Genomic DNA, 25,226 nt, shown 5'->3' on the forward strand with positions numbered 1-25,226 from the left:
ACCTCCGCTAAACCACACAGGAAGCACACCATGTCAACCACACTCCGTCACAGCGCAATCGCCATTGTAATGCTAAGCAGCATTCTCTGCACTTCGGCAACAAGTCATGCCGACACATTAAAATCGGAAAAAATATATTTTTCAAATGAAAGCATTGATAAACTAAAAGACTGGATAAACAGTAACAAACCAATCAGCAAGGAAATAAAAATAGGCAATTTCAATATTCCACTCCCACCGGGAGAATGGAAGCCACTGCCTGGCGGACTGGATACTGGATCTTTTATCGTCAGTAAAAATCAGATTGGCATTGAACTATACACCTCATCAAACAATTTAGAACAAATGCCAGACTACATGCTAAGCATTACGATGAGTCAAAGCATACCCTTTACCTACCTGCCAAAGATATGCGAAAAAAATTACACAGGAAAATCAGAGGAAGAAATTACAAACAACAACAAAGCAATACCCAGTCTCGACTGCAATACGTTCGAGACGAAATATGCCTTTGACACCCCCATACTTGCCTCTATCCAACTTTACTCGAAAGAAAATAACAACATCTCCATTACTTACATCCGAGCAATCAATAAAAACAACTCATCAACCGAAAATTTCAAAGACAAGGAGAAAAGAGAAACAGAAGAATTTAAGAAGCTATCAAACAACTACTTGAAAATTTTAAATAAAAACCTTGCACCACTTTTCAAGTAAGCAGGGCTCACTATTTTAAACGGTAAAAGAATGGCGTTGTACCCGGCAAAACGGTGCAACGCAGCCACATTTTTTAGCTGGGCTTCCATCTTAAAAATAAACAGGCAAACAACTGGAGCCTTACAAGTGCAGAAACAGTCATGTCCGAAAGCACAATAAACCTGGAACACGCCCAACTGGGATGATCAGTTGGATGCCTTCCCCGGTGCTGCCCAGCAACTGCGCGATATGCGCCATTGGCGGCGACAGCTCTGGTGGCACGGCATCCGCTGGCTTAAACGCGCGCTGCTCTGCCTGCTGCTGCCCTGGCTGGCGGCTTGCTCCAGCCTGGCCGGGCCGGGTGGCGGGCTAATTGGCGTGCCTACCCATTTGTATGACTTCAACCCGCATATCTACACCGTCAAATCCGTCACGTTTGAGTTTCTGGGTGTAGCCGGGGTGTCCGGCGGCGAGGAGTGCTGCGCCACGCTGCCACGCACCTGGCGTCCCGGCCTGATGGCCACCGTGCGCTGGGTGGAGGATCCCAATCCTTGCCTGGGGTGCGCACCCAATATGGATAAAGAAAGAAGCAAATTTCTTGAATATGTGAAAAAGAAAGAAGCCAGCTACCAGCACTACAGCGCGCAGGTGGAGATTCCGCCGTACCAGGATACCTATGGCATCAATCTGGCTTTCTTGCCCTGCCATCAGGTCAGGCTGGTGATTGATAGCAAACAGGTTTTTCCCACATTGGCCAAGTGGAGAGCCGAAGCCAAACAACTGGAGGGTCAGTCATGTCCGAAAGCACAATAAACCTGGAGCACGCCCAACTGGCCGCCCCCTGGGATGAGCAGTTGGATGCCTTCCCCAGTGATGCCCAGGAATTACGCAACACGCGCTATTTGCAGCAACAGCTCTGGCGGCACGGCATCCGCTGGCTTAAACGCGCGCTGCTCTGCCTGCTGCTGCCCTGGCTGGCAGCGTGCGCCAGCCTGGCCGGGCCGGGTGGCGGGCTGATTGGCGTGCCTACCCATCTGTATGACTTCAACCCGCATATCTACACCGTCATCAGTGCCGAGTTTGAGTTTCTGGGTAAGTCCGCGGTTTTTGCCGGCGAGGTGTGCTGCGCCACGCTGCCACGCACCTGGCGTCCCGGCCTGATGGCCACCGTGCGCTGGGTGGAGGACCCCAATCCTTGCTTGGGGTGCGGCCCGAAGGACGATGAAGCATTTCACCAATACATGAAAAAGATTCGGGCCAGCTACCAGCACTACAGCGCGCAGGTGGAGATTCCACGATATGGCAGTACCTGCGGCCTGAATCTGGTGTTCCTGCCCTGCCATCAGGTACGGCTGGTACTGGATTGCCAACAGAAATATCCACTGATTAATCAATGGGAAGCCGAAGCCAAACAGATGGAGGGTCAGTCATGTCCGAAAGCACAATAAACCTGGAACACGCCCAACTGGCCGCTCCCTGGGATGAGCAGCTGGATGCCTTCCCCAGTGATGCCCAGGAATTACGCAACACGCGCTATGTGCAGCAACAGGAAATGCAGGAGGCCTGCCTGGCCGCGCGCGCCCAGCGCCGCCCGCCCCCTTGCGGGCTGGTGACCAATGTGTCGCTGTTCTTCGATGGCACCAACAACCATATGGAAACCGACCTGCCAAATAATAGCCATTCCAATATCGCCCGCCTGTTTCAGGCCTCCATTCAGGGAAAGCGCGCGGCACGTGATGGCTATTTTTCCTACTATCTGCAAGGGGTGGGCACCCAGTTCAAGGAAATCCATGAAATGAGCTTCTCCGCTGCCGGGCTGAAATACGCCGCGGGCGGACAGATGCGCATTTTGTGGGGGCTGACTCGGCTGATTGATGCGCTGCGCAAATCGAAAAGCCCGGACCCGGATCGCCCGGAAGACTTGCCGGATGATGAGGCCTATCGCATTGCCTGCGACATGGTGAATGGCGAGTTGAATCACTGGGATACCAAGCGGCAGGGGCCGGTGCCGCCCAGCAAGCGCCGCCACCAGGCCATGCGCAATGGCATGGCTTCCATCATCCAGCATCTGGAGCTGCAGCAAGCACCCAAACTGGCTGGTTTGCGGGTGCATGTGTATGGCTTCTCCCGTGGTGCAGCCGAGGCGCGCGCCTTCTTGCACTGGCTGCTGGAACTGTGCGAGTACGGCGAGGATGGCAAGTACCGGCTGTTTGGCGTGCCGGTCAAGGTGCCGTTTGTCGGCCTGTTCGATACCGTGGCCTCGGTGGGGCTGGCCGCCATCCGCCCGCCGGCGCTGGGCCATATGGACTGGGCGGACCATACCATGCCGCTGCCGCAGGCCCCCGGCTTTATCGGCCAGCATGTGCACCTGGTGGCGGCGCACGAGCAGCGCATCTGCTTTCCGCTGGATTCCACCCGCCTGCCGTCCGGCCGCTACCCGGCAGGTAATCTGGGCGAATTTGTCTACCCCGGCGTGCATTCTGATGTCGGCGGTGGCTACGGCCTGCGCGAGCAGGGCCGCTGTGGTGGCGAGGTGGGCATGCAGCTGTCGCAGATTGCCCTGCGCCGCATGTACCTGCTGGCTTTCCGTGCCGCTGCGCCAATGACGGTGCCGAAAGAATTCTACGACACCAGCGAAGGCAAGCTGGCCAGTATCGAAAGCTGGCGCTGGATGCCTAGAGAAGTGCGAGATAATGTTTTTTTTGTATCACCTGAGCTCATTACCCGCTTCAACGCCTGGGCACAACTGCGCGACTGCGCCGAAGACACGCTGGAAAAAATCGTGGTCAAGCAAACCGCGCTGATCACCGCCTGGCGCATCGAACGCTTTGCCGGTGGCCTGGGTGGCAGCGGCGGGGTGCAGCAGGAACAAACCGCCGCCTTCCGCCGTATTCCGCCGGACGATGCCATGCATAACGACTGGGCCAAAACCGCCTGGCGGCAAGCGCAAGCGCATGAACAGGCACAGGACGAACTGGCCGCCGTGATCAACCGCCCCGGCAGCACCATGCGCGATGTACAAAAAGCGCAGGACAAAGTGGCGGCCAACCCGGCCCCGCCCGGCGTGGTGGACCCGCGCAGCGGCCAGGTGGTGCCGGGGCTGAGCGTGCCATCCCCCGCCAAGGACTTCGACCCCAGCATGGACCACTCACAGTTGCGCGAAGCGGCGCTGGAGTTTCGCGAAGACTACCTGCACTGGCGGCGGGTCAACCACCTGTTCAATGAAAAGGGCAAGTGCCTGCCCACCCCGCTGGCCGAGCCGGGCCAGGCCAGCCTGATTGACAGCGACCCGGACTGGAAACGCCCCTGGCATTTGACCTGGACCCTGATTGGCCTGTGGCTGAGCACGCTGTTCTCCCGCCCGATCAACCCGGACCACGAATACGAAGGGGTTTATTTGCTGCGCGAAGGCGAGCAACGCTGGCGTGACGTGGGCAATGGCCAGGGGCTGACCGCCGCGGCCAACCGCGATCTGCTGGCCTTGTTTGACGAGCACATACACGACTCGCGCGCCTGGTTCATGGTGGCAGCCACCGGCAACCGCGAGACAGACGGCAGCTACTTCCGGCTGCGGACCATTCTGTACGACGACATCACCAACAAGCGCTATCTGAACGCCTTGCAAAAAGCGGCGGCAAGCTGCGAACCGCCAGCCAGGGCTCAGGCACAGCCGGCGGAATTGGCCGGGCAGCAAGGGGGTGGTTAATGCACTGCACCATGGAAGCAGCACAGCGGCATGCCAGTACACCTGCTTATGCTGCAGTCCCGCTGGCGGCACCGCCCCGTATCTGGCCCTACCTGTTGCTAAGTGTACTGCTGGTAGCCGGTGATGCCCTGCTCACCTTGTGGTGGTTCAGCCAGGGTACACCGAGCGCAGCGCAACGAGAGCTGTTTTGGTGGTATGCCCTGCTGCCCGGGTGCTTGCTGGCCGGGATAGCGGTATCGCTGCGACTGGCTTGGTATGCCTTGTGGCAACTGTATGCCGCTGTCCAGCAGCACACTCAGGCCAACCACCATGCCTGGTGGCTGAGGTGTCGTCAGGAGAGTGCCAGCGTGTGGGATTCCATGTTATGGGGGCCGGCATGTAGCGATACCCGTAGCCGGGACAAGCTGGCACGCGGCCTGCACGCTGCCCCGCCTCAGGCCAAGGAGGGGGTGCTCAGGATGGCTGATGTGCTGACACTGTCTGATGCATCCTGGCAACAGCGGCAGGAAGCCATCTTGGCCACCCTGGCCACAACATTAGCCACATGGCTGCCTGGCAGCCGCATGCAAGCCTGTGGCTTTGCCTGGTGCGGGAGTGCAGCGGCATGGTCTGGCTTGCGTGTGCAAATGCAGCGACACGGCCTGCATCTGCCGCCACATCCACAACTGGAAGGCGGTGTGGCGATGCTGGAATACATCATCGACCAACTGCACGATGAAACCCACCCCGTGGAAACAATCATCTGTCTGGGCCTGCACTGTCCGGCTAGCGATGCCAGCCGCAGCGTACCGGCAGCTGAAGTGGCATTCGCCATCATGCTGGGCCGCGATGGCGGGGCATTTCGGCTACATCGCCCGGTCCCTTTGTCTGACAGACAACATGTACTGCGCACGCAAGACAATGCAGCACTGGATGAAGCCCCGGCAGCTTATCTGTCGGCCAGTGACCAGGCAAATGCCTTGCTGGAACAGGCGGGCTGGCCATTGCAGGAACAAGCACAGCAGACCTATTGGGGAGAGCTGGGTCCACTGCAAGGGTGGATCACCCTGCTGTGTGCGATGGATCAGGCAACTATCAATGAACGCGCCACCGGCTGGCTGGCCAAGGACAGCCAGCAAGACTGGCTGGGCATTATCACGCCAGCGGTTCCGCTGACGAAAGGACAACCATGAAACGCTTAATTGCAGTAGACGGTGACAAAACCACGGCAGGCGGCACGGTGCATGCTTCCGGCCCCGGCCTGATTCATGGCAAAAAAATGGCTTATGAAAATGACCCGGTCAGCTGCCCTGCATGTGGCAGCACCGGTCAGATTATTTGTGTAGGTGAGCGCCACCGCCTGTTGAGCCATGGCAAACGTATTGCTCTGCAGGATGATGAGTGCAACTGCCGCTGCCAACCCAAGCCTCGTCTTGTTGTGGTTGGACATGCCAATGCCCATGGTTGATCACGACCAAGCAGTAGCCAATCAGGCGTCTAAAGGACTATCTCAATGAACTCTTCCCTGCTGCAACCGACAGGAAAATTGCGTATCTGGGCCGTTGTGCTGGCACTGTCGCTGATGCTGTTATGCATGGCCTTGTTACTGATTGCCAATCTGTACCTGGGTGGTTTTTATACCAAGCAACCAGAGCGTCTAGTCTGGAGCATCGGCCTGTGTATTGCGCTACTGAGTCTGCCAAGTGTGGTGGTTTATCTGTGGATCAAACAGGCAGAACGTCAGGCCATCCCATCCGAGCACTTAAGCGGCAGAACAGCAGCAGATGCATTTGCACCCCCTGACGTCAAAGCCTGGCTGAGTCCTCGTCAATACATGCAGCAACGCTATCCCGGCAAATGGCGAGCCATCAAACCTTGGGTGGGCGTGTTACATACCGCACAAACCGACGTATCGGACCCGCGGACAAGCGATGCCAGTATCCACGCAGCCTGGCAGGACACGGAAAGCGTGTTTTATGTCAAACCTGATTACGGTATGAAAGACCGGGCGCTGCAAGGCCTGCGTGGCCGCTGGCGTCCGCCGCTGGACGGCGTGATGCTGGTGGCACCCACGCTACCTGACGTGGGCAGCCCGGCGCTGCAACAGTTGCTGGATTTCAACCAGCGCAGTGGCTGGCGGCTGCCGCTGTGCCTGGCCTTGAGCGGCTGGACCGTACCGGCTGACGGGGTGGTGTGTCAGATAAGGGATGCCAGTAATACGGAGGCCATCACCCGCGATTTGCAGCAACTGGCCTGGCAGTTGGCGGTGCAGGGACAGGCTGATGTGCTACAGCAGTCGTCGGATAATCAGCGCCTGGCGCTGTCGGCGGCACTGGACCAGCCTGGCATCATCGAACAATTGACACAGCAATTGCACGCCATCAGCCAACAATTACCGCCGGGGCAGCCGCTGGTACAGCTAGGCTGGGTGGCGGAGGGGGCGGCGGTACTCCCCACTGCCGAGGCACGCTCCTGGCAGCAGTATTCACCACGTCGGCACCGGCTGTCGCACAGCGACAAGGCGGGCTGGGCGGTCACGGCCATGGCAGGCTTGCTGTTATTAGGGGTGGCGCTGTCCTTTCAGCACAATTTCCAGCTGATCCAGCAGGCAAAACAACAACGGCAGGCGCTGCAACAGGCCACATCGCTGAGCGTGGCCCTGCCCGCGCTGGCTACGGTGCAACAGCAGATCAGTCAATTGCAGCAGACACAGCGCCAGGGTTTGCCGTGGTGGTGGCGTTTGGGCTTGAACCAGCTCCCTGCTGTTCAGCAGGCCTTGCTGGATGGCTATGGCCAGGCGGCACGGCGCTGGCTGGTGGAACCGGTTCGGCAAAATCTGCGTCAGGTGTTACTGGCCTTGAATGAGCTGCCCTTGACCAGCAGCGACAATGCCATGCTGCAACGGGCACAGCAGCAGGGCTATGCCAGCCTGAAGGCTTACCTGATGCTGGACCAGCCGGCACGGGCGCAGCCGGCCTTTTTGACCGCACAACTACAACAAGCGGATGGCCTGGCGCAGGGGCGGCGTGCCGCCCTGCTGGGCTTCTACAGCCAGCAACTCCCCACGCAAGCGGGCTGGCGTTTGCCGGCTGATCCGGCACTGGTGGCAGCGGCGCGCCAAACCTTGTTATCGCTCAATGGCATCGAACATGATGATGCCACGCTGTACCAAACCATCTTGACGCAGGCAGCCGCCAAGTATCCGCCACGCAGTGCCGCCAGCCTGCTGCCGGGCGTGGACAGCCGCGGCTTGTTTAACCTGCCGGGCGTCCTGTCAGGGGTGTATACCCGCGAAGCATGGGAAGGCTATCTGAAGGAGGCTTTCGAGCAGGCCGACCCCAAACAGGGTAGCGAGGCTGGCTGGGTGTTGGGCGTTACCAGCAGCAAAAGCGAGGGGCCGGTGCTGCCACAGCGGCTACGTCAGCGCTACTTTGCCGATTATGCCGCCGCCTGGCAGGCCTTTCTTAACCGGCTGCACTGGCAAAACACCACATCGCTGGCCGCCGCCAGCGAGCAGTTGAATGCCTATGCCGATCCGCAACGCTCGCCGCTGCAAGCCTTGATGGCCATGTTGCAATATCAGGGCCGCGCCGGTGCGGCAGAGAAATCACTGGCGGGCAATCTGCTGGACAAAACCCGCCAGTTGGTGGGCAAAACCACAACAAGCGCGCAACAGACCGCCACCGACCCACTGACCGCCGCCTTTGGCCCCTTGCTGGCGCTTAGCGTACCGCCAGATGGCAATAACGCTGGCAATACCACCCCGGCCAGCAGTGTCAGCCTGACCCGCTATCTGGAAACCCTCACCGCAGTACGGCTGAAACTGCAACAACTGGCCGCCAGCCCCAATCCGGATGCGGCAGCCCGCCAACTGGCGCAGGCCCTGTTTCAAGGACGGCAGAATGAAATCAGCGACGGGCAGAAATACGCCGCCCTGCTGGCCGCCAGCCTGGGACAGGAATGGGCGGGGTTTGCCCAGCAAGCCTTTGTCAGCCCGCTGGATGAGGCCGGTGCCGTGGTGCTGTTACCTGCGGCGGCAGACATCAATGCGCTGTGGCGGCGCAGCATCGTACTGCCTTGGGGCAGCGAGATGAGCGGGCGCTATCCCTTCAACAGCACCGATAATGATGCCGCCATCCCCGCCCTTGGCCGTTATCTGGCCCCGCTGCAGGGTGAAATTGCCCGTTTCTTGCAGCAAACCCTGGGTGGCGCGCTGGTACAGGAAGGCGACCAATGGCTGCCCAGCCCCAACCTGGCCAATGCCGCGCCGTTTGATGCCGCCTTCCTCAATGCCGTCAACAGCCTCAGCCGGCTGGCCAGCCGCTGGTTTGCCGAAGGCGATGCTGGCTACAGCTTTGAACTGCAGCCGGTGGCAATGCCTGGCTTGGTACGCACTGAATTGACGGTGGATGGGCAAACCGTCAGCTATTTCAACCAGCAAGCAAGTTGGAACGCACTACGCTGGCCAGGTCATGCGCAGCAGCCGGGCAGCCAACTGGTGTGGGAATCACTGCAGGCCGGGAGCCGCCAAACGCTGGCATTTAACGGACGCTGGGCGTTTATCCGTCTGCTGGAGCAGGCCAAGGTGGAGCAACTGGACAAGGCGCGCTACCAACTGGACTTTGCCCTGCCCGATGGGCTGACTGCGCGCTACATCCTGCGCACCAGCGCAGCAGATGGCCCGCTGGCCTTGCTCAAGCTGCGCCAGTTCAGCCTGCCGGAGCGGGTGTTTGTGTTACCAGGCACCCAGGCCCAGTCACCGGCCAAGGCGGCTAACTAACGCCCGCCTGAGACATCCAGGATGCTGCCAGTGCAAAAGCTGGCGGCATCGGACAGCAGCCACACAATGGCGGCGGCTACTTCCTCGGGCAAACCGCCACGCTGCATGGGCACCCCCGGTGCCAGCCGGGCCACCCGGCCTGGTTCGCCGCTGATGGCATGGATGCCGGTTGCTATCAGTCCGGGACGGACCGCGTTGACGCGAATGCCCGCGGTGGCCACTTCGCGGGCCAAACCCAGGGTAAGGGTGTCGATGGCCCCCTTGCAGGCGGCGTAATCGACATACTCACCGGCACTTCCCAGCCGGGAGGCGGCGGAAGAAACATTGACGATGACTCCGCCCTGCCCGCCTGTCACGGTAGACATGCGGCGTACCGCCTCGCGACAGCACAGCATGGGGCCGGCCACATTCAGTTGCAGCATGTGCTGGATGCGCGCGGCGCTGAAGTCCTGCAAGCGGCCCATGGGCGCGGTACTGCCGGCATTGTTGACCAAACCATACAGCGGGCCAAACTGTGCGGTCACATCGGCAAATAGCCGCATGATGTGCGCTTCTTCAGCCACATCGGCCTGAAATGCCTGTGCCACCCCACCCGCCGCACGGATGCGGGCCACCACCTGCCTGGCACCGGCCTCATCCTGCCGGTAGTTCAGCGCCACCTGCCAGCCAGCCGCAGCGGCCTGCACGGCAGTAGCCGCGCCAATGCCGCGGGAGGCACCGGTAATCAGCAGGGTGCGGGCCACTCAGGTCTGCCCTTCACGCAAAAAGCGCTGATACCAGCCCACGCGGGCGGCGCGGGCGGTTTCAAAGGTGGCGGCAAGACCAGCCTCGTCGGCAGCCTTGACCTGCTCGGTCAGCGCCGCCAGCGCCAGGCGGTATCGCTCCAATTCGTCCAGCAAAGCGCTGCGATTGGCCAGGGTGATGTCCTTCCACATTTCCGGATGGCTGCCGGCAATGCGGGTGAAGTCGCGAAAGCCGGTGGCGGCAAAATCAAAGCAGCGGCTGGCATCTTCCTTGCCGGCCACCATGCCGACATAGGCAAAGGCCAGCAAATGAGGCAGATGGCTGACGGTGGCAAACACGCTGTCGTGTTCTTCGGGCCGCATGCGGTGAATGACGGCACCACAGGCCTGCCACAGCTCGGCCACCTTGTCGCAGGCTGCGATGGTGGTTTGCGGCAAGGGGGTGAGCACCACCTTGCGCTTTTCATACAGGCCGTATTGCGCCGCGGCGGCACCGGACAAATCAGAGCCGGCAATGGGGTGAGCCGGTACGCAGCAGGCCAACTGCTGCGGCAGGTATTGGGCAAACAACTGTGCCACATCACCCTTGGTGCTGCCGGCATCGGTCACGATGGCATGCGGCTGCAAATGCGCTGCCATGGCCTGCATCATCCTGCCCATCTGCCCCACCGGGCAGGCCAGCAATACCATATCGGCCCGGCCGGCCACCGCGGCCAGGTCCTGGCTGATTTCATCCACCACGCCCAGTTCCAGCGCGCGGGTGAGGTTTTCCAGTGTGCGACCAACGCCGATCACGTGCTGCACCTTGCCTGCGCGTTTGAGCGACAAGGCAAACGAGCCACCGATCAGACCGACGCCAACCACCACCAAGGTGGTAATCCCCTGCTGCACACCACTCCCCTTTCCTGCACCGTTGCCCTGTGTTTCGATCGCCCGCAGCGGCGGGCGAAGTGGTCTATGATAAGCGATTTTGCGCTGCTGCAAAGCCTGCAAACTATAGAAGAGAGCCAGCCCATGTCCTGCGAGCTGTATGTGTATTACAAGATATGCCCGGAACAGGCCCCCCTGCTATTGCCGCGCTTGCGCCAGATGCAAGCCGGGCTGAGCGCGCATGGCGTGCAAGCCAGCCTGCTGTGCAGACAGGATGAAGCACAGCAGGATGGCCTGCATACCTGGATGGAAGTGTATCGACAGGTGAGTGATGCCCGGATGTTTACCCGCCAGCTACAACAGGCGCTGTGCGACTGCGGGCTGGATCAGGTTTTGACTGCGCGGCATGCGGAGTGGTTTGTGCCTGTGGCTGGAGAAGAGCGCCAGTCGCGGCGCAGAGAATGAATGATGGGATCAGGCAGGCTGGCTGAGCAGTTCGGCCGGTCTGGCCAGATGAAAGCCCTGCACGAAATCACAGCCAGCGGCACGGGCGATGTCCAGCTGCATGGTGCTTTCTATCCCTTCGCCCACCACCCGCGCCCCGTGCAGGTGCAGGATGTCCACCAGCTTGGCCAGCTTGTCGCGCACGCTGGGGCGCATCAGCGCGTGGCGCATCAACACCTTGTCCAGCTTGACGTAATCCGGTTCCAGCAGCCATACCCGCTCCAGATTGGATGCGCCCTGGCCAAAGTCGTCCAGCGCAATACGGAAACCCAGGCTGCGATAGCGCTGCACTGCTTCCAGCAGGCGCAGCGGATCGCTGACGGCGTCTTCCACCACTTCCAGGCAGATACGGTTGGCCGGAATATTCAGATGCTGCAGCACCTCGGCAAAAAACTGGCCGTGCGCCTCGCTGACATTCACCAGATGCTGGGCATTCACATTGAGCGATAACACCAGATCCGGTGCCGGATGTTGCAGCAGGAAATTGAGCAGGTGCAGACAGCGCAGTTGGCGGTCGAGAAACACCGAGCGCCGTGGTGAGGTTTCGGCGGCAAACAGCACGGTGGGGATTAACTGACCGCCAAAACTGTCGGTCACCCGTGCCAGCGCCTCCACCGACCACAGCCGGGTGCTACCGTTCTCCAGCGCATAAATGGGCTGGAACACCGAACGGAAACGCCATTCTTCATGGCGACCCCGCACGCGACCGGCCTGCAGGCTGAGCGGATGCTGCTCAAACTGGTGTGCGTTCAGTAGCTGGTTGATGAAAGCCAGGTCGCGTTCGATAGGTGCCAGTGCGGCGGGCTGTTGACAGGCAAGCTGTTCCAGCAGGCTGGCTGCCACCATGCTGATTCTCCTTGGCGCATCGCGGATGCAGGCCGGAACACGGAAGGGAAACCGCTCCCCTCATCGTGGCTGCCACTATAACCAGCCGGATTTAGCGCCAGAAATAATTTAATCAGCAAACCTTATGCAAATTCCATCTAAGCAAAACGGATAAAAGCCAACCGCGACAGTAACAAGCCCGGCCAGGCAAGCCAAAACACGGGGCCTGCCTGGTGCAGCCAAGCCAGCGCTATAGCGTCGCGGCAACAAGACCTGCCGACACAGACCGCACCAAAGCGCAGGGTCAGTAGGCAGCACGAGCAGCCGTTGATGTGTGATGGGCTTTAGCGCTGCAGTGCCAGCAGCGCTTGCAACCGGGCGCAGCAGGCATGCTGCTGCGGCAGTGCTTGGCCATCAATACTGGCCACCGGCCACAGGCCGATCAGACTATTGGATAGGAATACCTGCTCGGCTTGCAATAACCGGGCCGGGATAATCTCCGCCTCTTCAAGCTGATAGCCCAGTTGCCGCGCATGGACAAACAACCAGTCGCGCAGCATGCCTTGCACGCCGTTCTGATCCAGTTTCGGGGTGATGATCTGCTGCCCGCTCACCAGGTAGACATTGCTCATGGTGGCCTCCACCAGCAGGCCGCGCGTGTCCAGCATCAGGCCTTCGTGAATGTCCGGGTCAGACCATTCCGAGCGGGCCAGCACATTCTCCAGCCGGTTCAGGTGCTTGATGCCGGCCAGCAGAGGCTGACAGGCCAGCCGGGTGTCACACCAGCGTACATGCACCCCGTCACGGGCACGCTCGGGCGGATAGCCGGCCCAGGCAGTGACAGACACCATGCGGGTGGCCTTGCAATCGGCAGGCATCGCATAGCCACGCGCACCCACACCGCGGGTGAGCACAATCTTGGCCACGCCCTGCTCGAGGCCGTCGGCCAGTTGGCCGATCTCATCCAGCAGCAGGGCCTCATCCGGCAGCGGCAGCCTCAAGCGGCGGGCATCCGCCACCAGCCGCCGGTATTGCCAGGCCCACAAGCGGGGCTGGCCAGCACGGATTTCCATGGTGCGGTAGATGCCGTCGCCATAGGCGAGGCCGCGATCCAGTGCGGAAATCTGCTCGCCCGGCTGGCCGTTGATCAGCATGGCCATCAGGCTTGCTCCACCCCCAGCGCACGCAGCAGGCCGCGAGCCTTGTGGCGGGTTTCCTGCAATTCGCGTTCCGGGTCCGAATCCGCCACGATACCGCCACCGGCACGGAAGCGCAGTTGCTGCCCTTCCTGCATGAAAGTGCGGATCAGGATATTCAGGTCCATGCTGCCATCACGGTTGAGATAGCCCAGGCTGCCGGTATAGGCACGGCGCGCGCTGTTTTCCAGCTCGCGGATGATCTGCATGGTGCGCACCTTGGGGCAGCCGGTGATGGTGCCGCCGGGGAACAGCGCGCGGATGGTGTCGGCGGGGGTGATTTCCGCGCGCAAGCGACCACGGATATTGGATTCGATGTGGTGGACGTAGGCATAGCTTTCCACCGCCATCAGCTCGTTCACTTCCACCGTGCCGGGCTGGCTGATACGCCCCAGATCGTTGCGTTCCAGGTCGATCAGCATCACGTGCTCGGCCCGCTCCTTGATACTGGAAATCAGCCGCTGCTTGAGTGCGGCATCTTCGGTCGGGTCGGGCGAGCGCGGGTGGGTGCCGGCAATCGGCCGGGTGTCGGCCCAGCCATCGCGCACCCGCACCAGGCGCTCGGGCGAGGAGCTGACAATCTGCGCGCTGCCAAAATCGGCCAGCGCGGAAAACGGCGCCGGGTTGGCACGGCGCAGGGCGGCAAACAGGTCGGGGGCGGCCACTTCCGGCCCCAGTTCGGCGCGCCAGCCGCGTGAAATGTTCACCTGGAACACATCCCCTTCATAGATGTACTGCTTCAGCCTTAGCACGGCATCGGTATACCACTGCGGCGGGTCTTCCTGCAGCGATTGCAAGCTGACCGGATGAGGGTTGAATGGCGCAATGCCGTGTACCAGTTGTTGCAGGTGCTGTAGCTGCGCGGCGGTTTCTGCCACCAGCCAGGCGCTTTGCTCGCGCCGGTTGATCAAGAGTGCCGCCGGAACCCGCGCCATGGCCGCCAGCGGAAAGCTGTCCGGCAGTGCCTCGTCCACCTTGGCTTCAAACTGCGACAGCAAGTCGTAGCCCAGATAGAGGAAATAGCCGCCAACAAAGGGCAGGCCATGCGGGTTATCCACCGCCTGCGGCTGGAAACCGCGCAAGGCCTCGACAAAAGCCTCCCCTTCCCCGCCGTGATACAGGGTGGTGCTTTCTGCGGCAAACAGCATGTCCCAGCCCTGATCGCCAGAAGACATCAGCAGAAAGGGGAATTCCGCACGATGGGCGGCATGCAGGGCCAGCAGGTCGGGAAGGAAGTCGAGTCGTTCGGTAAACATGCCTGTTCCACACAGCGGCATGGGGCACGCCGCAAAAAAAGAAAACCGCCGCGAGTGTATCGCAGCGGTTCGGGCTGTCAATGCGTTTTCGCGTTGCGGCGCAGCAGCACCGCAACACGCGTCGGCCATTACATGCGCTTGAACACCAGGGTACCGTTGGTACCACCAAAACCAAACGAGTTGGAAATGGCGATGTCGATCTTCATGTCGCGGGCGGTATTGGCCACGTAGTCCAGATCGCAACCGGCTTCCACATCCTGCTCGTGCAGGTTGATGGTAGGCGGCGATACCTGGTTGTACAGCGCCAGGATGGAGTAGATGGCTTCCACGCCGCCAGCACCGCCCAGCAAGTGGCCGGTCATCGACTTGGTGGAGTTCACCACCAGCTTCTTGGCGTGATCGCCAAAGGCAATCTTCAGCGCGCTGGTTTCGTTGGCATCACCCAGCGGGGTGGAGGTACCGTGCGCATTCACATACTGCACCTGATCCGGGTTGATCCGGGCATCGCGCAGTGCGTTCTGCACGCCGCGGGCCGGGCCATCCGCATTCGGAGCGGTAATGTGGTGGGCATCGGAACTCATGCCAAAACCGATCAGCTCGGCATAGATACGCGCGCCGCGCTTGACCGCGTGCTCGTATTCTTCCAGCACCAGCACACCGGCACCTTCGCCCATCACAAAGCCGTCACGGCCCTTGTCCCACGGACGGGACGCGGTTTCCGGATCGTCATTGCGGGTGGACAGCGCCTTCATGGCGGCAAAACCGCCCATGCCCAGCTTGGAAATGGCACCTTCGGCACCACCGGCCACCATCACGTCGGCGTCGCCATACTGAATCATCCGGGCTGCATCGCCGATGCAGTGCGCACCGGTGGTGCAGGCAGACACGATGCCATACGACGGGCCCTGATAGCCCTTCAGGATGGACACGTGACCGGCGATCAGGTTGATCAGCGAACCGGGGATGAAGAAAGGACCGATCTTGCGGATGCCGTTTTCCTGTACGGCCACGCCGGTTTCCTCGATCAGCGGCAGACCGCCGATACCGGAACCGATGTTGACGCCAACGCGGGTCTTGTCCAGATCAGCCACATCGTCCAGGCCGGCATCAGCCACGGCCTGCAGCGCTGCTGCAATGCCGTAGTGGATGAACAGGTCGGAACGACGCGCTTCCTTGGGGGAAATATACGCGCTGATGTCGAAGTCCTTGACCTCGCCCGCGATCTGGCAATTCAGATCGCTGGCATCAAAACGGGTCACTTTGCCAATGCCGCTCTTGCCGGCCAACAGATTGGCCCAGCCAGTGGCAACATCATTGCCGACCGGGGAAATATGTCCCAGACCGGTTACTACAACTCTGCGTTTGGACACGAAGAATCTCCGTGAGTAGAGGGGAGGCAGTCTCCCGATGATCCCACAACTTCCGTGTGAAGCTGATGACAGTCAAACGGACGTTTGGAACCCTCTATAACAAAAGAACCTCTGCAGGCGAGCCAAGGCCACACCGCGCAGAGGTCCTGTACAGGCCTGAAAGTATTACTTGTTCAGGTGGGCGGTAACGTAATCAACGGCTTGCTGAACAGTGGTGATCTTTTCAGCTTCTTCGTCCGGGATTTCGCACTCGAACTCTTCTTCCAGAGCCATTACCAGCTCAACGGTGTCGAGGGAGTCAGCGCCCAGATCATCAACGAAGGACGATTCGATCTTGACTTCAGCTTCGTTTACGCCCAGTTGTTCGGCAACGATCTTTTTAACGCGCGCTTCGATGTTTTCCATTTGTCTAAACCCTTGACCTTTCTGATTCGGGATCACAAAACCCGTGTATTCTACAAAAAAAAATTAGAGCAGCCCACCTAAATCTTGTCTTTTGTTCGACAGGACCGGTTAAGGCATGAACATGCCGCCATTAACATGCAGCGTTTGGCCAGTGATATAGGCCGCACGGTCCGATGCCAGGAAGGCGGTTGCATCAGCAATATCCTTGGCATCGCCCAGGCGGCCCAGGGAAATCTGGCCCACCAGCGCGGTACGCTGTTCTTCCGGCAGGGCACGGGTCATGTCGGTATCGATAAAGCCCGGTGCCACACAGTTTACCGTGATATTGCGGCTGCCAACCTCACGCGCCATGGACTTGGTGAAGCCCATGATACCGGCTTTGGCCGCGGCGTAGTTGGTTTGACCGGGATTGCCGGTAGCGCCCACCACCGAAGCGATGTTGATGATGCGCCCCCAGCGGGCCTTCATCATGCCGCGCAGTACGGCCTTGGATGCCTTGAATACCGACTTCAGGTTGGTATCCATGATGGCATCCCAGTCGTCGTCCTTCATGCGCATCAACAGGCCATCACGGGTAATCCCGGCATTGTTGACCAGAATGGCCACCGCACCGAATTCCTTGTCGATGGCATCCACCAGGGCCTCGATGGCACCGTCTTCGGTCACGTTGAGCACGCGACCAGCACCACCATTGGCGGCCAGGCGTTGGTTAATGGCAGCTGCACCGGACTCGGAAGTCGCGGTACCGATGACAATGGCGCCCTCGGCTTGCAGCGCATCAGCAATGGCTGCGCCAATGCCACGCGAAGCGCCGGTAACCAGGGCTACTTTGCCTTGCAGACTCATTGAGGATGTCTCCTTGTTGTGTACTTCACCATCCGCCAGCACCGGCCAAGCAGCGCTGACGGATGAATATCATTGCAGCTCGGCCTTGGCCGCCTGCAGTGCGGCAGCGTCGGTCAGTGCCAGGCACTTGACGTTGCCGTCGATGCGCTTGGCCAGACCCGCCAGCACCTTGCCAGGGCCGCACTCGGCCATGCTGACGATGCCGTCGGCAGCCAGCTTCTGGATGGTTTCGGTCCAGCGCACCGGGCTGTATAGCTGGCGCACCAGTGCATCACGGATGTCGGCAGCGTCACTGTAGCTGGCCACGTCGGCATTGTGCAGCACCGGAATGGCCGGGGTATTGATATGTACTTGCAACAGGGCCTCGGCCAGTTGCATGCCCGCCGGCTTCATCAGCGCGCAGTGCGAAGGCACCGATACCGGCAGCGGCAGCGCACGCTTGGCGCCACGGGCCTTGCAGGCTTCCATGGCGCGCTCGACGGCGGCCTTGCTACCGGCAATCACCACCTGACCGGGCGAGTTGAAATTGACCGCTTCCACCACTTCGCCATTGGCCGCTTCGGCGCAGGCAGCGCGCACTTCATCGTCCGACAGGTTCAGGATGGCCGCCATGGCCCCCTGCCCGGCCGGTACGGCGTTCTGCATGGCTTCGGCACGCAGGCGCACCAGCTTGACCGCTTCGGCAAACGGCAGCGCACCGGCAGCGACCAGCGCGGTGTATTCACCCAGGCTGTGACCGGCAACCACCGCCGGCTGCTGACCACTGACATCCTGCCAGGCCAGATAAGTAGCTACACCGGCAGCCAGCATGATGGGCTGGGTATTGACCGTGGCATTGATGGCCTCGGCGCTATCCGCCTGCAACATGGCCCACAGATCCACGCCCAGCGCGCTGGAGGCTTCTTCGAAGGTGTGCTTGACGACCGGCAGATCGGCAAAGCCGTCCATCATTTTCAGGCTTTGCGAGCCCTGACCGGGAAAAAGAAAGGCAAACGCCATAGACAGTCTCCGCAATTTCGACGGAATAATAATCGACGGAAGGATGAGGCAATCAGACCTTGCTGCCAAGCACCCAGATCAAACGCCCATGCAAATGGGCGTTATCTACTTGCTTGGCACGGCATGAAACCGGCCAGTCCTCCGTCGCAAACAATCAGTACTGCAACAGCACGGCACCCCAGGCAAAACCACCGCCAATGCCTTCCAGCAGGATGGTCTGACCGCGCTGGATGCGGCCATCACGCACGGCATGGTCCAGCGCCAGCGGAATGGATGCCGCCGAAGTATTGCCCTGTTGCGGCAATGTCACGATCACCCGCTCCATCGACATGCCCAGGTGCTTGGCCGTGGATTCGATGATGCGCAAATTGGCCTGATGCGGCACCAGCCAGTCGACTTGCGACTTGTCGACGCCCGCTTCGGCCAGCGTGCTGCTGGCGATGTCGGACAGTGCCTTGACGGCAAACTTGAACACCGCCGGGCCGTCCATGTGCAAGAAGGGAATGCCCTGGATCTTGCCACCGGAAATCTGCGCCGGGGTATTCAGAATGTCTTTGTAGCGGCCATCGGAGGCCAGCTTGGCATGCAGGATGCCCGGCTCGTCCGAGGCACCCAGTATCACCGCGCCGGCACCATCGCCAAACAGCACGCAGGTGCGACGGTCTTCCCAGTCCATCACCCGCGACATCACCTCGGCACCGACAACCAGCACTTTGCTGGCCATGCCGCCCTTGATGTAGTTGTGCGCCGTGGTGAGGGCAAACATGAAGCCGGCACATACCGCCTGCACGTCAAATGCCGCGCAGCCGTGGATGCCCAGCTTTTCCTGCAACAGGCAGGCAGTGCTGGGGAAAATCATGTCGGGCGTGGTGGTGGCAACGATGATCAGATCGATCTCGGCCTTGTCGATGCCAGCGCTCTGGATGGCGGCTTCTGCTGCCTTCAGCGCCAGATCGCTGGTAGTTTCTTCATCGGACACGATGTGGCGGGCATGGATGCCAGTGCGCGAGACAATCCACTCGTCACTGGTTTCCACGCGCTCGGCCAGCATCGCATTCGTGAGCACATTGGATGGCAGATAGCTGCCAGTGCCTAGAATGCGGGAATGGGCCATGTATTAATCAGTTCGCTTCCGGCTCGGCTTGCTTGAGATTGTTTAATTGGTGGGCAACCCGGTCGGTAATATGACCAATCACGTCGGAGCCGGCTTCCTCGCAAGCCTGTTCCAGCGCGAAACGGAATCCTACGGCATCGGTTCCACCATGACTTTTCACCACGATGCCACGCAGGCCCAGCAAGCTGGCACCGTTGTAGCGACGGGGGTCGACACGTTTGCGGAACTGATTGAGCACCGGCATGGCTGCCAGCGCGCACAGGCGGGTCCACCAGTTGCGGGTGAATTCCTGCCGCAGGAAAGAGGCAATCATGTGCGCCAGCCCCTCAGCCGACTTGAGCGCCACATTGCCGGTAAAACCGTCGCAGACTACCACATCTACCGTGCCTTTGTAGACGTCGTTGCCTTCGACATTGCCGATGAAGTTCAGCTCGGACTGACGCAGGTATTCGCCGGCGCGCTTGACGCTGTCGTTACCCTTGATGTCTTCCGAACCGATATTGAGCAGCCCGACGCGCGGATTGGCATTGCCGGTAATGCTGGAAACCAGCTCCGAACCCATGATGCCGAACTGCATGAGTTGTTCTGGCGTGCAATCGACATTGGCGCCCAGGTCCAGCATGCAGGTGCTGCCCTTGACGGACGGCATCATCTTGGCGATGGCCGGTCGTTCGATGCCCGGAATGGTTTTGAGGACAAAGCGTGCGGTAGCCATCAGTGCGCCGGTATTGCCGGCGGACACGGCGGCTTGCGCCTCGCCTTCCTTCACCAGATTGATTGCCACCCGCATGGACGAATCTTTCTTGTTCTTCAGGGCGAGCTGCGGCGACTCGTCCATGCCCACCACTTGCGTGGCATGCTGGATACGGACGCGCGAACGCGCAACACCCGGATGACGGGACAATTCAGCCTCGATGGCTGCCTGGTCTCCGACAAGAATCAGATTGGTGTTGGGATGGTCTTGCAGGAATTGGATCGATGCTGGGACGGTGACCTTGAGGCCAACGTCACCGCCCATTGCATCAACCGCGACGGTGATAGTCATCAACGTGTACGGTAGTGAAACCTACCTGTTTTTATACAAAAGGTAAGTATTGGGTGAAAAAGGACGAATTATTCGCCTTTGGTAGCAACAACCTTGCGACCACGGTAGAAGCCGTTCGGGCTGATGTGGTGACGCAGGTGGGTTTCACCGGTCGTCGGCTCTTTGGCCAGCGACGGAGCGGTCAGAAAATCGTGGGCACGATGCATGCCGCGCTTGGACGGGGACTTTTTGTTCTGTTGAACAGCCATGTTCGACTCCTAGGAAAATCGCGTGTATTGATAACTCAAGACTTGGAGATCTTCAACGTGGCCAGCACCGCAAACGGATTGGGCTTGTCAGCCTTGGCACGTGTCAGAGCTTCCGAACCGCATTCGTCGTGTTTCGGCGAAAGCGGCAAGCCCATGATGATTTCGTCTTCGATCATTGCCACCACATCAAGCTCTTCCGGCGCGAGAATGGCATCCAGCGTTTCGTCCAGCTCGCAGGCTTCATCCAGCTTTTCCTGCCGGGTGAACAAGGTGACCACCGAATCGGTATTCACCTCGAACGGCATCACTTCCAGACAACGCTGGCAGCTTACCGCAACACTGGCTTTCACCTGCAGGCGCAGGGAAAGGCGGGACGAGCCATCACGAAAACCTTCCAGGGTGTATTCCACCAAGCCGGAGGTATCGGACAGGTCGCTATGCACACGCTCGTCCAGGGTGCTGACGGGCAGTTTGCCGGTCAGAACGCGGCCCTCACGGGCGAACTTGAGCGGGTCGATCAAAATCGGGTTAGACATAAACCCAGCATGATATAATCCGCCTCCCTGATTTGTCAAAATAATCAAGCAATACCACCATGCAGATCATCCTGGCTTCCACCTCCCGCTACCGGCAGGAAATCATCGCCCGCCTCGGGCTGCCCTTCACCGCCGTGCCGCCCGTCTGCGACGAAACCCCGCTGCCCGGCGAAAGCGCGCTGGACACTGCCGTGCGCCTGGCGCGCAGCAAGGCCCAGTCGCTGGCGGCTGACTACCCGAATGCCCTGATCATCGGCTCAGATCAGGTTGCCCTGCTCGATGGCCAGCAAATCGGCAAACCCGGCTCGTTTGAAAACGGCGTGGCCATGTTGCAGTGGATGAGCGGCCGCACCGTGGTGTTCCACTCGGCGTTGGCGCTGTATAACACTGCCAGCGGGCGTTTGCAGGAAACCGTGGGCATCACCCGCGTGACCTTGCGTCAGCTCACCGAGCAGCAGATTCGCAATTACCTGACGCGCGAGCCGGACGCCCTGCACTGCGCGGGCAGCGCCAAGAGTGAAGGCCTGGGCGGCGCCCTGCTGGAAAAGGTGGAGTCGGACGACCCGAACGCCCTGATCGGCGTGCCGCTGTTCCAACTTATCAGCATGTTGAATGCCGAAGGCGTGGAGATTCTGTAATGGCCGGCACCCTGTTTCTGATTCCCGCCCCGCTGGGCGACGAAAGCATTGCCTGGCTGCCTGCCAGCGAAGCGGCCAAGGTGCTGCATATCCGCCACTTTGTGGTGGAAGCGGAAAAAACCGCGCGCAAGCACCTCAAGGCGCTGGGCGTCAGCACGCCCATTCGCGAGCTGGCGATGAGCACGCTCAACGAACACACCAAGCCAGCCGATGTCACCGCCCTGCTTGCGCCGCTGCTGGCGGGTGAAGACGTGGGCCTGATCTCCGAAGCCGGCTGCCCGGCGGTAGCCGACCCCGGCGCGCAACTGGTGGCACTGGCGCACGAGCGCGGCATCCGCGTGGCACCGCTGATCGGCCCTTCTTCCATTTTGCTGGCGCTGATGGCCTCCGGAGCCAATGGCCAGTGCTTTGCCTTCCACGGCTACCTGCCGGTGGATGCGGCTGAAAAGGCCAAAGTGGTGAAGGAACTGGAGCAACGCTCGCGCCAGCGCAATGAAACCCAGGTGTTCATTGAAACGCCTTACCGCAACAACGCGCTGCTGCAGCAATTGCGTGAGACACTGGCCCCCACCACCCGGCTGGCCGTGGCTTGCGACCTGACCCTGCCGACGGAAACCATTGTCAGCCGCCTGGTAAAAGACTGGCCGCAAGCTGCGCCGGATTTCCACAAGCGCCCGGCCATTTTCATCCTGCACGCTGCCTGAAAGCCCATACCATGCCCAAGCTGCCGCCACTGATCCATTCGCTGCTGGATACCGATCTGTACAAATTCACCATGCTGCAGGCCATCCTGCACCAGTTCCCGGCGGCTTACGGGCAATATGAATTCCGCTGCCGCAACCAGCCGGACTTCCCGCTATCGCAATTGCACAAGGAAGTGGAAGCCCAACTGGACTGGCTGTGCCAGTTGCAATTCACCCAGCCGGAGCTGGCTTATCTGCGCAGCCTGCGCTTCATCAAGAGTGATTTTGTCGATTACCTGGAACTGTTCCACCTGCAGCGGCGCTTTATCCGGGTGGAGTGCGATGGCGATGCGCTGAACATTCATATCGAAGGACCGCTGGTGCAGGCCATGTTCTTCGAGATTTTCGTGCTGGCCATCGTCAACGAGCTGTACTTCCGCCGCCTGGACACGCCGCAAATCCGTGAAGAAGGCCAACGGCGGCTGGACGCCAAGATTGCCACCCTGCTGCGCTTCGAGGCGGAAGAAAGCGCCAGCCAGCGCTTTCCCTTGCTGATTTCCGACTTCGGCACCCGCCGCCGCTTCAGCCGCGAATGGCAGCAACAGGTAGTGGAACAACTCAATGCCGCCCTGCCCAAGATTTTCCGTGGCACCAGCAATGTCTGGCTGGCGTGGAAACTGGGCATTACCCCCATCGGCACCATGGCGCATGAATTCTTTCAGGCCTTCCAGGCGCTGGGGGTGCGGCTGCGTGACTTCCAGAATGCGGCGCTGGAAGCCTGGGTGCAGGAATACCGCGGCGACCTGGGCATCGCCCTCACCGACGTGGTGTGCATGGATGCCTTTCTGGCCGATTTCGACTTGTACTTTGCCAAGCTGTTCGATGGCCTGCGTCACGACAGCGGTGACGCGGTGGAATGGGCAGACAAGGCGATTGCCCATTACCGCAAGCTGCGCATCGATCCGGCCACCAAGATGCTCACCTTCAGCGATGGGCTGAGCGTGGACCGTGCGCTGGAACTGCACCGCCGCTACAGCCCGCACATTCAGGTGAGCTTTGGCATTGGCACCCACTTCACCAATGACATGGGGCTGGAGCCACTGCAGATCGTGCTGAAGCTGGTGAGCTGCAATGGCCAGCCGGTAGCCAAATTATCCGACAGCCCAGGCAAGACCATGTGCAGCGACCAAACCTTCCTCGCCTACCTGCGCCAGGTATTCAAGGTGGCAGCGCCGGCAGCGGATTCAGTCGCGCAATAAGGCCAGCAGCGTCTGCCGCGCCACCTCAGGCAGACGCTCCCCCGCCAGTGCCACCGTGCGCTCGCCCAGCATCCGGTAGACCGGCTGCAACGCCTGCGGCAATACCGCCAGATGGCGCGCCACGGTGGCGGCATCGCCGCGCACGATGGGGCCGGTCAGCGCCGGCTGCGACCCCATGTTCAGCGCATTGGCCAGACTGCCCTGCATCAGCGGCCCCAGCAGCGCTGGCAATAACTGCTCATCCACACCGCCCTGTCGTGCCAGTTGACTGGCGATGTCGGTCAGCGTCACCAGATAATTGGACGCTACCGACAAGGCGGCGTGATAGGCCGCCTTGCCACCGGGTGCCAGTGCAAACGGACGCGCGCCAATGGCCGCGGCAAAATCCTGCAACAAGGGCAGCGCTGCCGCATCGCCTTCCAGCGCGCACAAGGTGCCGGCAAACTGTTGCACCGCCCGCTCAGGATCGGCAAAGGAAAACGCCGGATGCAGGCTGGCCACATGCGCCCCCACCTCACGCAAGGGTGCCAGGATTTCCGCCTCCGCCGCGCCGCTGGCGTGAAACACCACCGTCCCGGCGGCGATCACCTCACCGTCAGCCAACGCCTGCGCCGTGGCGGCAATGGCATCGTCCGGCACCGACAGCAAGATCAGCGCCGCCGGCTGCAAGGCCGCCACGTGCTGACATGCCCTGCCTGCGCCGATAAAGTCCACCGCCGCCTGTGCCGATGCCGTGCTGCGGGCCAGACAGTCCTGCACCCGGTATTGACCGCTGCTGGCCGCCAGGCGACCCAGCGTACGTCCCAGCTTGCCGGTTCCTATAATGTTGAGTCTCTGCATTACCCATCCTCTTTCTTGATACCGCTGGCGGCATATCTGACGATGCCGCTAGAATAATCCTGCTTAACAATATTTTACCCGCCACCACAGCAGCCCCCGGGGGAGTCCGCATCATGAAGCTGGTGATCTTCTTTGGCATCATCGCCATTGTCCTGCTGTATTTCGTCACCCTGTACAACGCACTGGTCAACCTCAAGCACGCTGTAGCCCGCTGCTGGGCCAATATCGACGTGCTGCTCAAGCAGCGCCACGATGAACTGCCCAAGCTGGTGGAGGTATGCAAGCAGTACGCCCAGTTCGAACAGCAAACCCTCAGCCGGGTGATGGAGGCGCGCTCCGCCGTGGCGCAATATGCCCAAAGCCGCAATATGGAAGGACTGGGCCACGAAGAAGGCAAGCTGCGCGGCCTGATCGGCCAGGTGCTGGCCGTGGCTGAAGCCTACCCGGAATTGAAGGCTGACCAGCAATTCTCGCATCTGGCCGAGCGCATCAGCCAGTTGGAAGACACCATCGCGGATCGGCGCGAGCTGTATAACGATGCCGTCAATCTCAATAATGTGCGCATCGAGCAGTTTCCCGATGTGCTCATCGCCCGCCTGTTCAACTTCCCAGCCGCCCGCCCCTTGCAGTTCAACGCGGCGGAAAAGCGCGATGTCGATCTGGCGCGACTGTTCCGTCAGGACTGAGC

Annotated in this window: 26 protein-coding genes; 12 read left to right on the forward strand and 14 right to left on the reverse strand. The window is 60.6% G+C overall.

The annotated features are described in order from the left end of the window. Nucleotides 1-30 precede the first annotated feature (30 nt). From DLM_RS14365 to DLM_RS14395, 7 genes are all read left to right on the forward strand, one after another. Complete coding sequence (locus DLM_RS14365) at nucleotides 31-717, forward strand: hypothetical protein (protein WP_089084656.1); 687 nt, start codon at nucleotides 31-33, stop codon at nucleotides 715-717. A 189-nt stretch (nucleotides 718-906) separates the two neighbouring features. Continuing rightward, a complete protein-coding gene (locus DLM_RS14370) occupies nucleotides 907-1,509 on the forward strand; it encodes a DUF3304 domain-containing protein (protein WP_089084655.1) in 603 nt (200 codons plus the stop codon). After that, nucleotides 1,491-2,144 (forward strand): DUF3304 domain-containing protein, encoded by a 654-nt coding sequence (locus DLM_RS14375; RefSeq protein WP_089084654.1) that lies wholly within the window; start codon nucleotides 1,491-1,493, stop codon nucleotides 2,142-2,144. Before DLM_RS14370 ends, DLM_RS14375 begins: the two co-directional genes overlap by 19 nt. Then, a complete protein-coding gene (locus tag DLM_RS14380) occupies nucleotides 2,126-4,402 on the forward strand; it encodes a T6SS phospholipase effector Tle1-like catalytic domain-containing protein (RefSeq protein ID WP_167467122.1) in 2,277 nt (758 codons plus the stop codon). Before DLM_RS14375 ends, DLM_RS14380 begins: the two co-directional genes overlap by 19 nt. Nucleotides 4,403-4,413: 11 nt before the next feature. Continuing rightward, entirely contained in the window at nucleotides 4,414-5,574 is a 1,161-nt protein-coding gene (locus DLM_RS14385; RefSeq protein WP_145985864.1) for a hypothetical protein, read from the forward strand. Next, on the forward strand, nucleotides 5,571-5,849 hold the full coding sequence (locus DLM_RS24055) for a PAAR domain-containing protein (protein ID WP_089084651.1): 279 nt from the start codon (nucleotides 5,571-5,573) through the stop codon (nucleotides 5,847-5,849). The genes DLM_RS14385 and DLM_RS24055 overlap by 4 nt, the downstream gene beginning before the upstream one ends. Nucleotides 5,850-5,894: 45 nt before the next feature. Next, nucleotides 5,895-9,161: an ImcF-related family protein gene (locus DLM_RS14395; RefSeq protein WP_089084650.1), complete on the forward strand. Its 3,267-nt coding sequence runs from the start codon at nucleotides 5,895-5,897 to the stop codon at nucleotides 9,159-9,161. On the opposite strand, the gene DLM_RS14400 is transcribed toward DLM_RS14395, so the two are convergent. Both DLM_RS14400 and DLM_RS14405 read right to left on the reverse strand, forming a co-directional pair. Then, nucleotides 9,158-9,904, reverse strand: a complete 747-nt coding sequence (locus DLM_RS14400; RefSeq protein ID WP_089084649.1) for an SDR family oxidoreductase — start codon at nucleotides 9,902-9,904, stop codon at nucleotides 9,158-9,160. The genes DLM_RS14395 and DLM_RS14400 overlap by 4 nt on opposite strands. After that, on the reverse strand, nucleotides 9,905-10,795 hold the full coding sequence (locus DLM_RS14405; RefSeq protein ID WP_089084648.1) for a prephenate dehydrogenase: 891 nt from the start codon (nucleotides 10,793-10,795) through the stop codon (nucleotides 9,905-9,907). A 66-nt stretch (nucleotides 10,796-10,861) separates the two neighbouring features. Here DLM_RS14405 and DLM_RS14410 point away from each other — a divergent pair, with 66 nt between their 5' ends. Further along, complete coding sequence (locus DLM_RS14410) at nucleotides 10,862-11,239, forward strand: DUF4936 family protein (RefSeq protein WP_089084647.1); 378 nt, start codon at nucleotides 10,862-10,864, stop codon at nucleotides 11,237-11,239. A gap of 9 nt (nucleotides 11,240-11,248) precedes the next feature. On the opposite strand, the gene DLM_RS14415 is transcribed toward DLM_RS14410, so the two are convergent. The 11 genes from DLM_RS14415 to DLM_RS14465 all read right to left on the reverse strand — a co-directional run bounded on the left by DLM_RS14415 (nucleotide 11,249) and on the right by DLM_RS14465 (nucleotide 21,118). Continuing rightward, on the reverse strand, nucleotides 11,249-12,124 hold the full coding sequence (locus tag DLM_RS14415; RefSeq protein WP_089084646.1) for an EAL domain-containing protein: 876 nt from the start codon (nucleotides 12,122-12,124) through the stop codon (nucleotides 11,249-11,251). A gap of 323 nt (nucleotides 12,125-12,447) precedes the next feature. After that, entirely contained in the window at nucleotides 12,448-13,263 is an 816-nt protein-coding gene (gene pabC, locus DLM_RS14420) for an aminodeoxychorismate lyase (RefSeq protein WP_089084645.1), read from the reverse strand. Continuing rightward, on the reverse strand, nucleotides 13,263-14,555 hold the full coding sequence (locus DLM_RS14425) for an aminodeoxychorismate synthase component I (RefSeq protein ID WP_089084644.1): 1,293 nt from the start codon (nucleotides 14,553-14,555) through the stop codon (nucleotides 13,263-13,265). The genes pabC and DLM_RS14425 overlap by 1 nt, the downstream gene beginning before the upstream one ends. 128 nt (nucleotides 14,556-14,683) lie before the next feature. Then, the gene (gene fabF, locus DLM_RS14430) at nucleotides 14,684-15,925 is read right to left on the reverse strand and encodes a beta-ketoacyl-ACP synthase II (RefSeq protein ID WP_045846174.1); all 1,242 of its coding nucleotides are present in this window, start codon (nucleotides 15,923-15,925) and stop codon (nucleotides 14,684-14,686) included. Between the two features lie 165 nt (nucleotides 15,926-16,090). Beyond that, nucleotides 16,091-16,330, reverse strand: coding sequence for an acyl carrier protein (acpP, locus tag DLM_RS14435; RefSeq protein ID WP_019103041.1), 240 nt, complete (start codon nucleotides 16,328-16,330; stop codon nucleotides 16,091-16,093). A gap of 108 nt (nucleotides 16,331-16,438) precedes the next feature. Then, a complete protein-coding gene (gene fabG, locus DLM_RS14440) occupies nucleotides 16,439-17,176 on the reverse strand; it encodes a 3-oxoacyl-ACP reductase FabG (RefSeq protein ID WP_089084643.1) in 738 nt (245 codons plus the stop codon). Between the two features lie 69 nt (nucleotides 17,177-17,245). Further along, nucleotides 17,246-18,175, reverse strand: a complete 930-nt coding sequence (gene fabD, locus DLM_RS14445; protein WP_089084642.1) for an ACP S-malonyltransferase — start codon at nucleotides 18,173-18,175, stop codon at nucleotides 17,246-17,248. A gap of 154 nt (nucleotides 18,176-18,329) precedes the next feature. Then, nucleotides 18,330-19,289 (reverse strand): beta-ketoacyl-ACP synthase III, encoded by a 960-nt coding sequence (locus tag DLM_RS14450; RefSeq protein ID WP_089084641.1) that lies wholly within the window; start codon nucleotides 19,287-19,289, stop codon nucleotides 18,330-18,332. A 7-nt stretch (nucleotides 19,290-19,296) separates the two neighbouring features. Then, entirely contained in the window at nucleotides 19,297-20,334 is a 1,038-nt protein-coding gene (gene plsX, locus DLM_RS14455) for a phosphate acyltransferase PlsX (RefSeq protein WP_089084640.1), read from the reverse strand. Between the two features lie 68 nt (nucleotides 20,335-20,402). Then, nucleotides 20,403-20,582, reverse strand: a complete 180-nt coding sequence (gene rpmF, locus DLM_RS14460; protein WP_045846169.1) for a 50S ribosomal protein L32 — start codon at nucleotides 20,580-20,582, stop codon at nucleotides 20,403-20,405. A 35-nt stretch (nucleotides 20,583-20,617) separates the two neighbouring features. Next, complete coding sequence (locus DLM_RS14465) at nucleotides 20,618-21,118, reverse strand: YceD family protein (RefSeq protein WP_089084639.1); 501 nt, start codon at nucleotides 21,116-21,118, stop codon at nucleotides 20,618-20,620. Nucleotides 21,119-21,177: 59 nt separating this feature from the next. On the opposite strand from DLM_RS14465, the gene DLM_RS14470 reads away from it, so the two are divergent. Genes DLM_RS14470 through pncB form a run of 3 tightly spaced genes read left to right on the forward strand, consistent with a single transcriptional unit; the run spans nucleotide 21,178 to nucleotide 23,698 of the window. After that, a complete protein-coding gene (locus DLM_RS14470; RefSeq protein WP_089084638.1) occupies nucleotides 21,178-21,756 on the forward strand; it encodes a Maf family protein in 579 nt (192 codons plus the stop codon). Next, a complete protein-coding gene (locus DLM_RS14475) occupies nucleotides 21,756-22,460 on the forward strand; it encodes an SAM-dependent methyltransferase (RefSeq protein WP_089084637.1) in 705 nt (234 codons plus the stop codon). The genes DLM_RS14470 and DLM_RS14475 overlap by 1 nt, the downstream gene beginning before the upstream one ends. Nucleotides 22,461-22,471: 11 nt before the next feature. After that, the gene (gene pncB / locus DLM_RS14480) at nucleotides 22,472-23,698 is read left to right on the forward strand and encodes a nicotinate phosphoribosyltransferase (protein ID WP_089084636.1); all 1,227 of its coding nucleotides are present in this window, start codon (nucleotides 22,472-22,474) and stop codon (nucleotides 23,696-23,698) included. On the opposite strand, the gene DLM_RS14485 is transcribed toward pncB, so the two are convergent. Then, complete coding sequence (locus tag DLM_RS14485) at nucleotides 23,684-24,538, reverse strand: Rossmann-like and DUF2520 domain-containing protein (protein ID WP_089084635.1); 855 nt, start codon at nucleotides 24,536-24,538, stop codon at nucleotides 23,684-23,686. The genes pncB and DLM_RS14485 overlap by 15 nt on opposite strands. A 113-nt stretch (nucleotides 24,539-24,651) precedes the next feature. On the opposite strand from DLM_RS14485, the gene DLM_RS14490 reads away from it, so the two are divergent. After that, nucleotides 24,652-25,224, forward strand: coding sequence for a LemA family protein (locus DLM_RS14490; RefSeq protein ID WP_089084634.1), 573 nt, complete (start codon nucleotides 24,652-24,654; stop codon nucleotides 25,222-25,224). The last annotated feature ends 2 nt before the right edge of the window (nucleotides 25,225-25,226 follow it).

This window comes from Aquitalea magnusonii (assembly GCF_002217795.2).
In the GTDB taxonomy this organism is placed as follows: Bacteria; Pseudomonadota; Gammaproteobacteria; order Burkholderiales; family Chromobacteriaceae; genus Aquitalea; species Aquitalea magnusonii_B.

What these genes read in the sequence shown, in the direction of transcription:
- pncB (WP_089084636.1), top strand. Translation starts at nt 22,472, where the DNA reads ATGCCCAAGCTGCCGCCACTGATCCATTCGCTGCTGGATACCGATCTG.
- DLM_RS14380 (WP_167467122.1), top strand. Translation starts at nt 2,126, where the DNA reads ATGTCCGAAAGCACAATAAACCTGGAACACGCCCAACTGGCCGCTCCC.
- DLM_RS14395 (WP_089084650.1), top strand. Translation starts at nt 5,895, where the DNA reads ATGAACTCTTCCCTGCTGCAACCGACAGGAAAATTGCGTATCTGGGCC.
- DLM_RS14385 (WP_145985864.1), top strand. Translation starts at nt 4,414, where the DNA reads ATGGAAGCAGCACAGCGGCATGCCAGTACACCTGCTTATGCTGCAGTC.
- plsX (WP_089084640.1), bottom strand. Translation starts at nt 20,334, where the DNA reads ATGACTATCACCGTCGCGGTTGATGCAATGGGCGGTGACGTTGGCCTC.
- fabD (WP_089084642.1), bottom strand. Translation starts at nt 18,175, where the DNA reads ATGGCGTTTGCCTTTCTTTTTCCCGGTCAGGGCTCGCAAAGCCTGAAA.
- DLM_RS14410 (WP_089084647.1), top strand. Translation starts at nt 10,862, where the DNA reads ATGATAAGCGATTTTGCGCTGCTGCAAAGCCTGCAAACTATAGAAGAG.
- DLM_RS14375 (WP_089084654.1), top strand. Translation starts at nt 1,491, where the DNA reads ATGTCCGAAAGCACAATAAACCTGGAGCACGCCCAACTGGCCGCCCCC.
- DLM_RS14365 (WP_089084656.1), top strand. Translation starts at nt 31, where the DNA reads ATGTCAACCACACTCCGTCACAGCGCAATCGCCATTGTAATGCTAAGC.
- acpP (WP_019103041.1), bottom strand. Translation starts at nt 16,330, where the DNA reads ATGGAAAACATCGAAGCGCGCGTTAAAAAGATCGTTGCCGAACAACTG.
- DLM_RS14490 (WP_089084634.1), top strand. Translation starts at nt 24,652, where the DNA reads ATGAAGCTGGTGATCTTCTTTGGCATCATCGCCATTGTCCTGCTGTAT.
- DLM_RS14470 (WP_089084638.1), top strand. Translation starts at nt 21,178, where the DNA reads ATGCAGATCATCCTGGCTTCCACCTCCCGCTACCGGCAGGAAATCATC.
- DLM_RS14475 (WP_089084637.1), top strand. Translation starts at nt 21,756, where the DNA reads ATGGCCGGCACCCTGTTTCTGATTCCCGCCCCGCTGGGCGACGAAAGC.
- rpmF (WP_045846169.1), bottom strand. Translation starts at nt 20,582, where the DNA reads ATGGCTGTTCAACAGAACAAAAAGTCCCCGTCCAAGCGCGGCATGCAT.
- pabC (WP_089084645.1), bottom strand. Translation starts at nt 13,263, where the DNA reads ATGGCCATGCTGATCAACGGCCAGCCGGGCGAGCAGATTTCCGCACTG.
- DLM_RS14465 (WP_089084639.1), bottom strand. Translation starts at nt 21,118, where the DNA reads ATGTCTAACCCGATTTTGATCGACCCGCTCAAGTTCGCCCGTGAGGGC.
- fabG (WP_089084643.1), bottom strand. Translation starts at nt 17,176, where the DNA reads ATGAGTCTGCAAGGCAAAGTAGCCCTGGTTACCGGCGCTTCGCGTGGC.
- DLM_RS14425 (WP_089084644.1), bottom strand. Translation starts at nt 14,555, where the DNA reads ATGTTTACCGAACGACTCGACTTCCTTCCCGACCTGCTGGCCCTGCAT.
- DLM_RS14450 (WP_089084641.1), bottom strand. Translation starts at nt 19,289, where the DNA reads ATGGCCCATTCCCGCATTCTAGGCACTGGCAGCTATCTGCCATCCAAT.
- DLM_RS14415 (WP_089084646.1), bottom strand. Translation starts at nt 12,124, where the DNA reads ATGGTGGCAGCCAGCCTGCTGGAACAGCTTGCCTGTCAACAGCCCGCC.
- DLM_RS24055 (WP_089084651.1), top strand. Translation starts at nt 5,571, where the DNA reads ATGAAACGCTTAATTGCAGTAGACGGTGACAAAACCACGGCAGGCGGC.
- DLM_RS14485 (WP_089084635.1), bottom strand. Translation starts at nt 24,538, where the DNA reads ATGCAGAGACTCAACATTATAGGAACCGGCAAGCTGGGACGTACGCTG.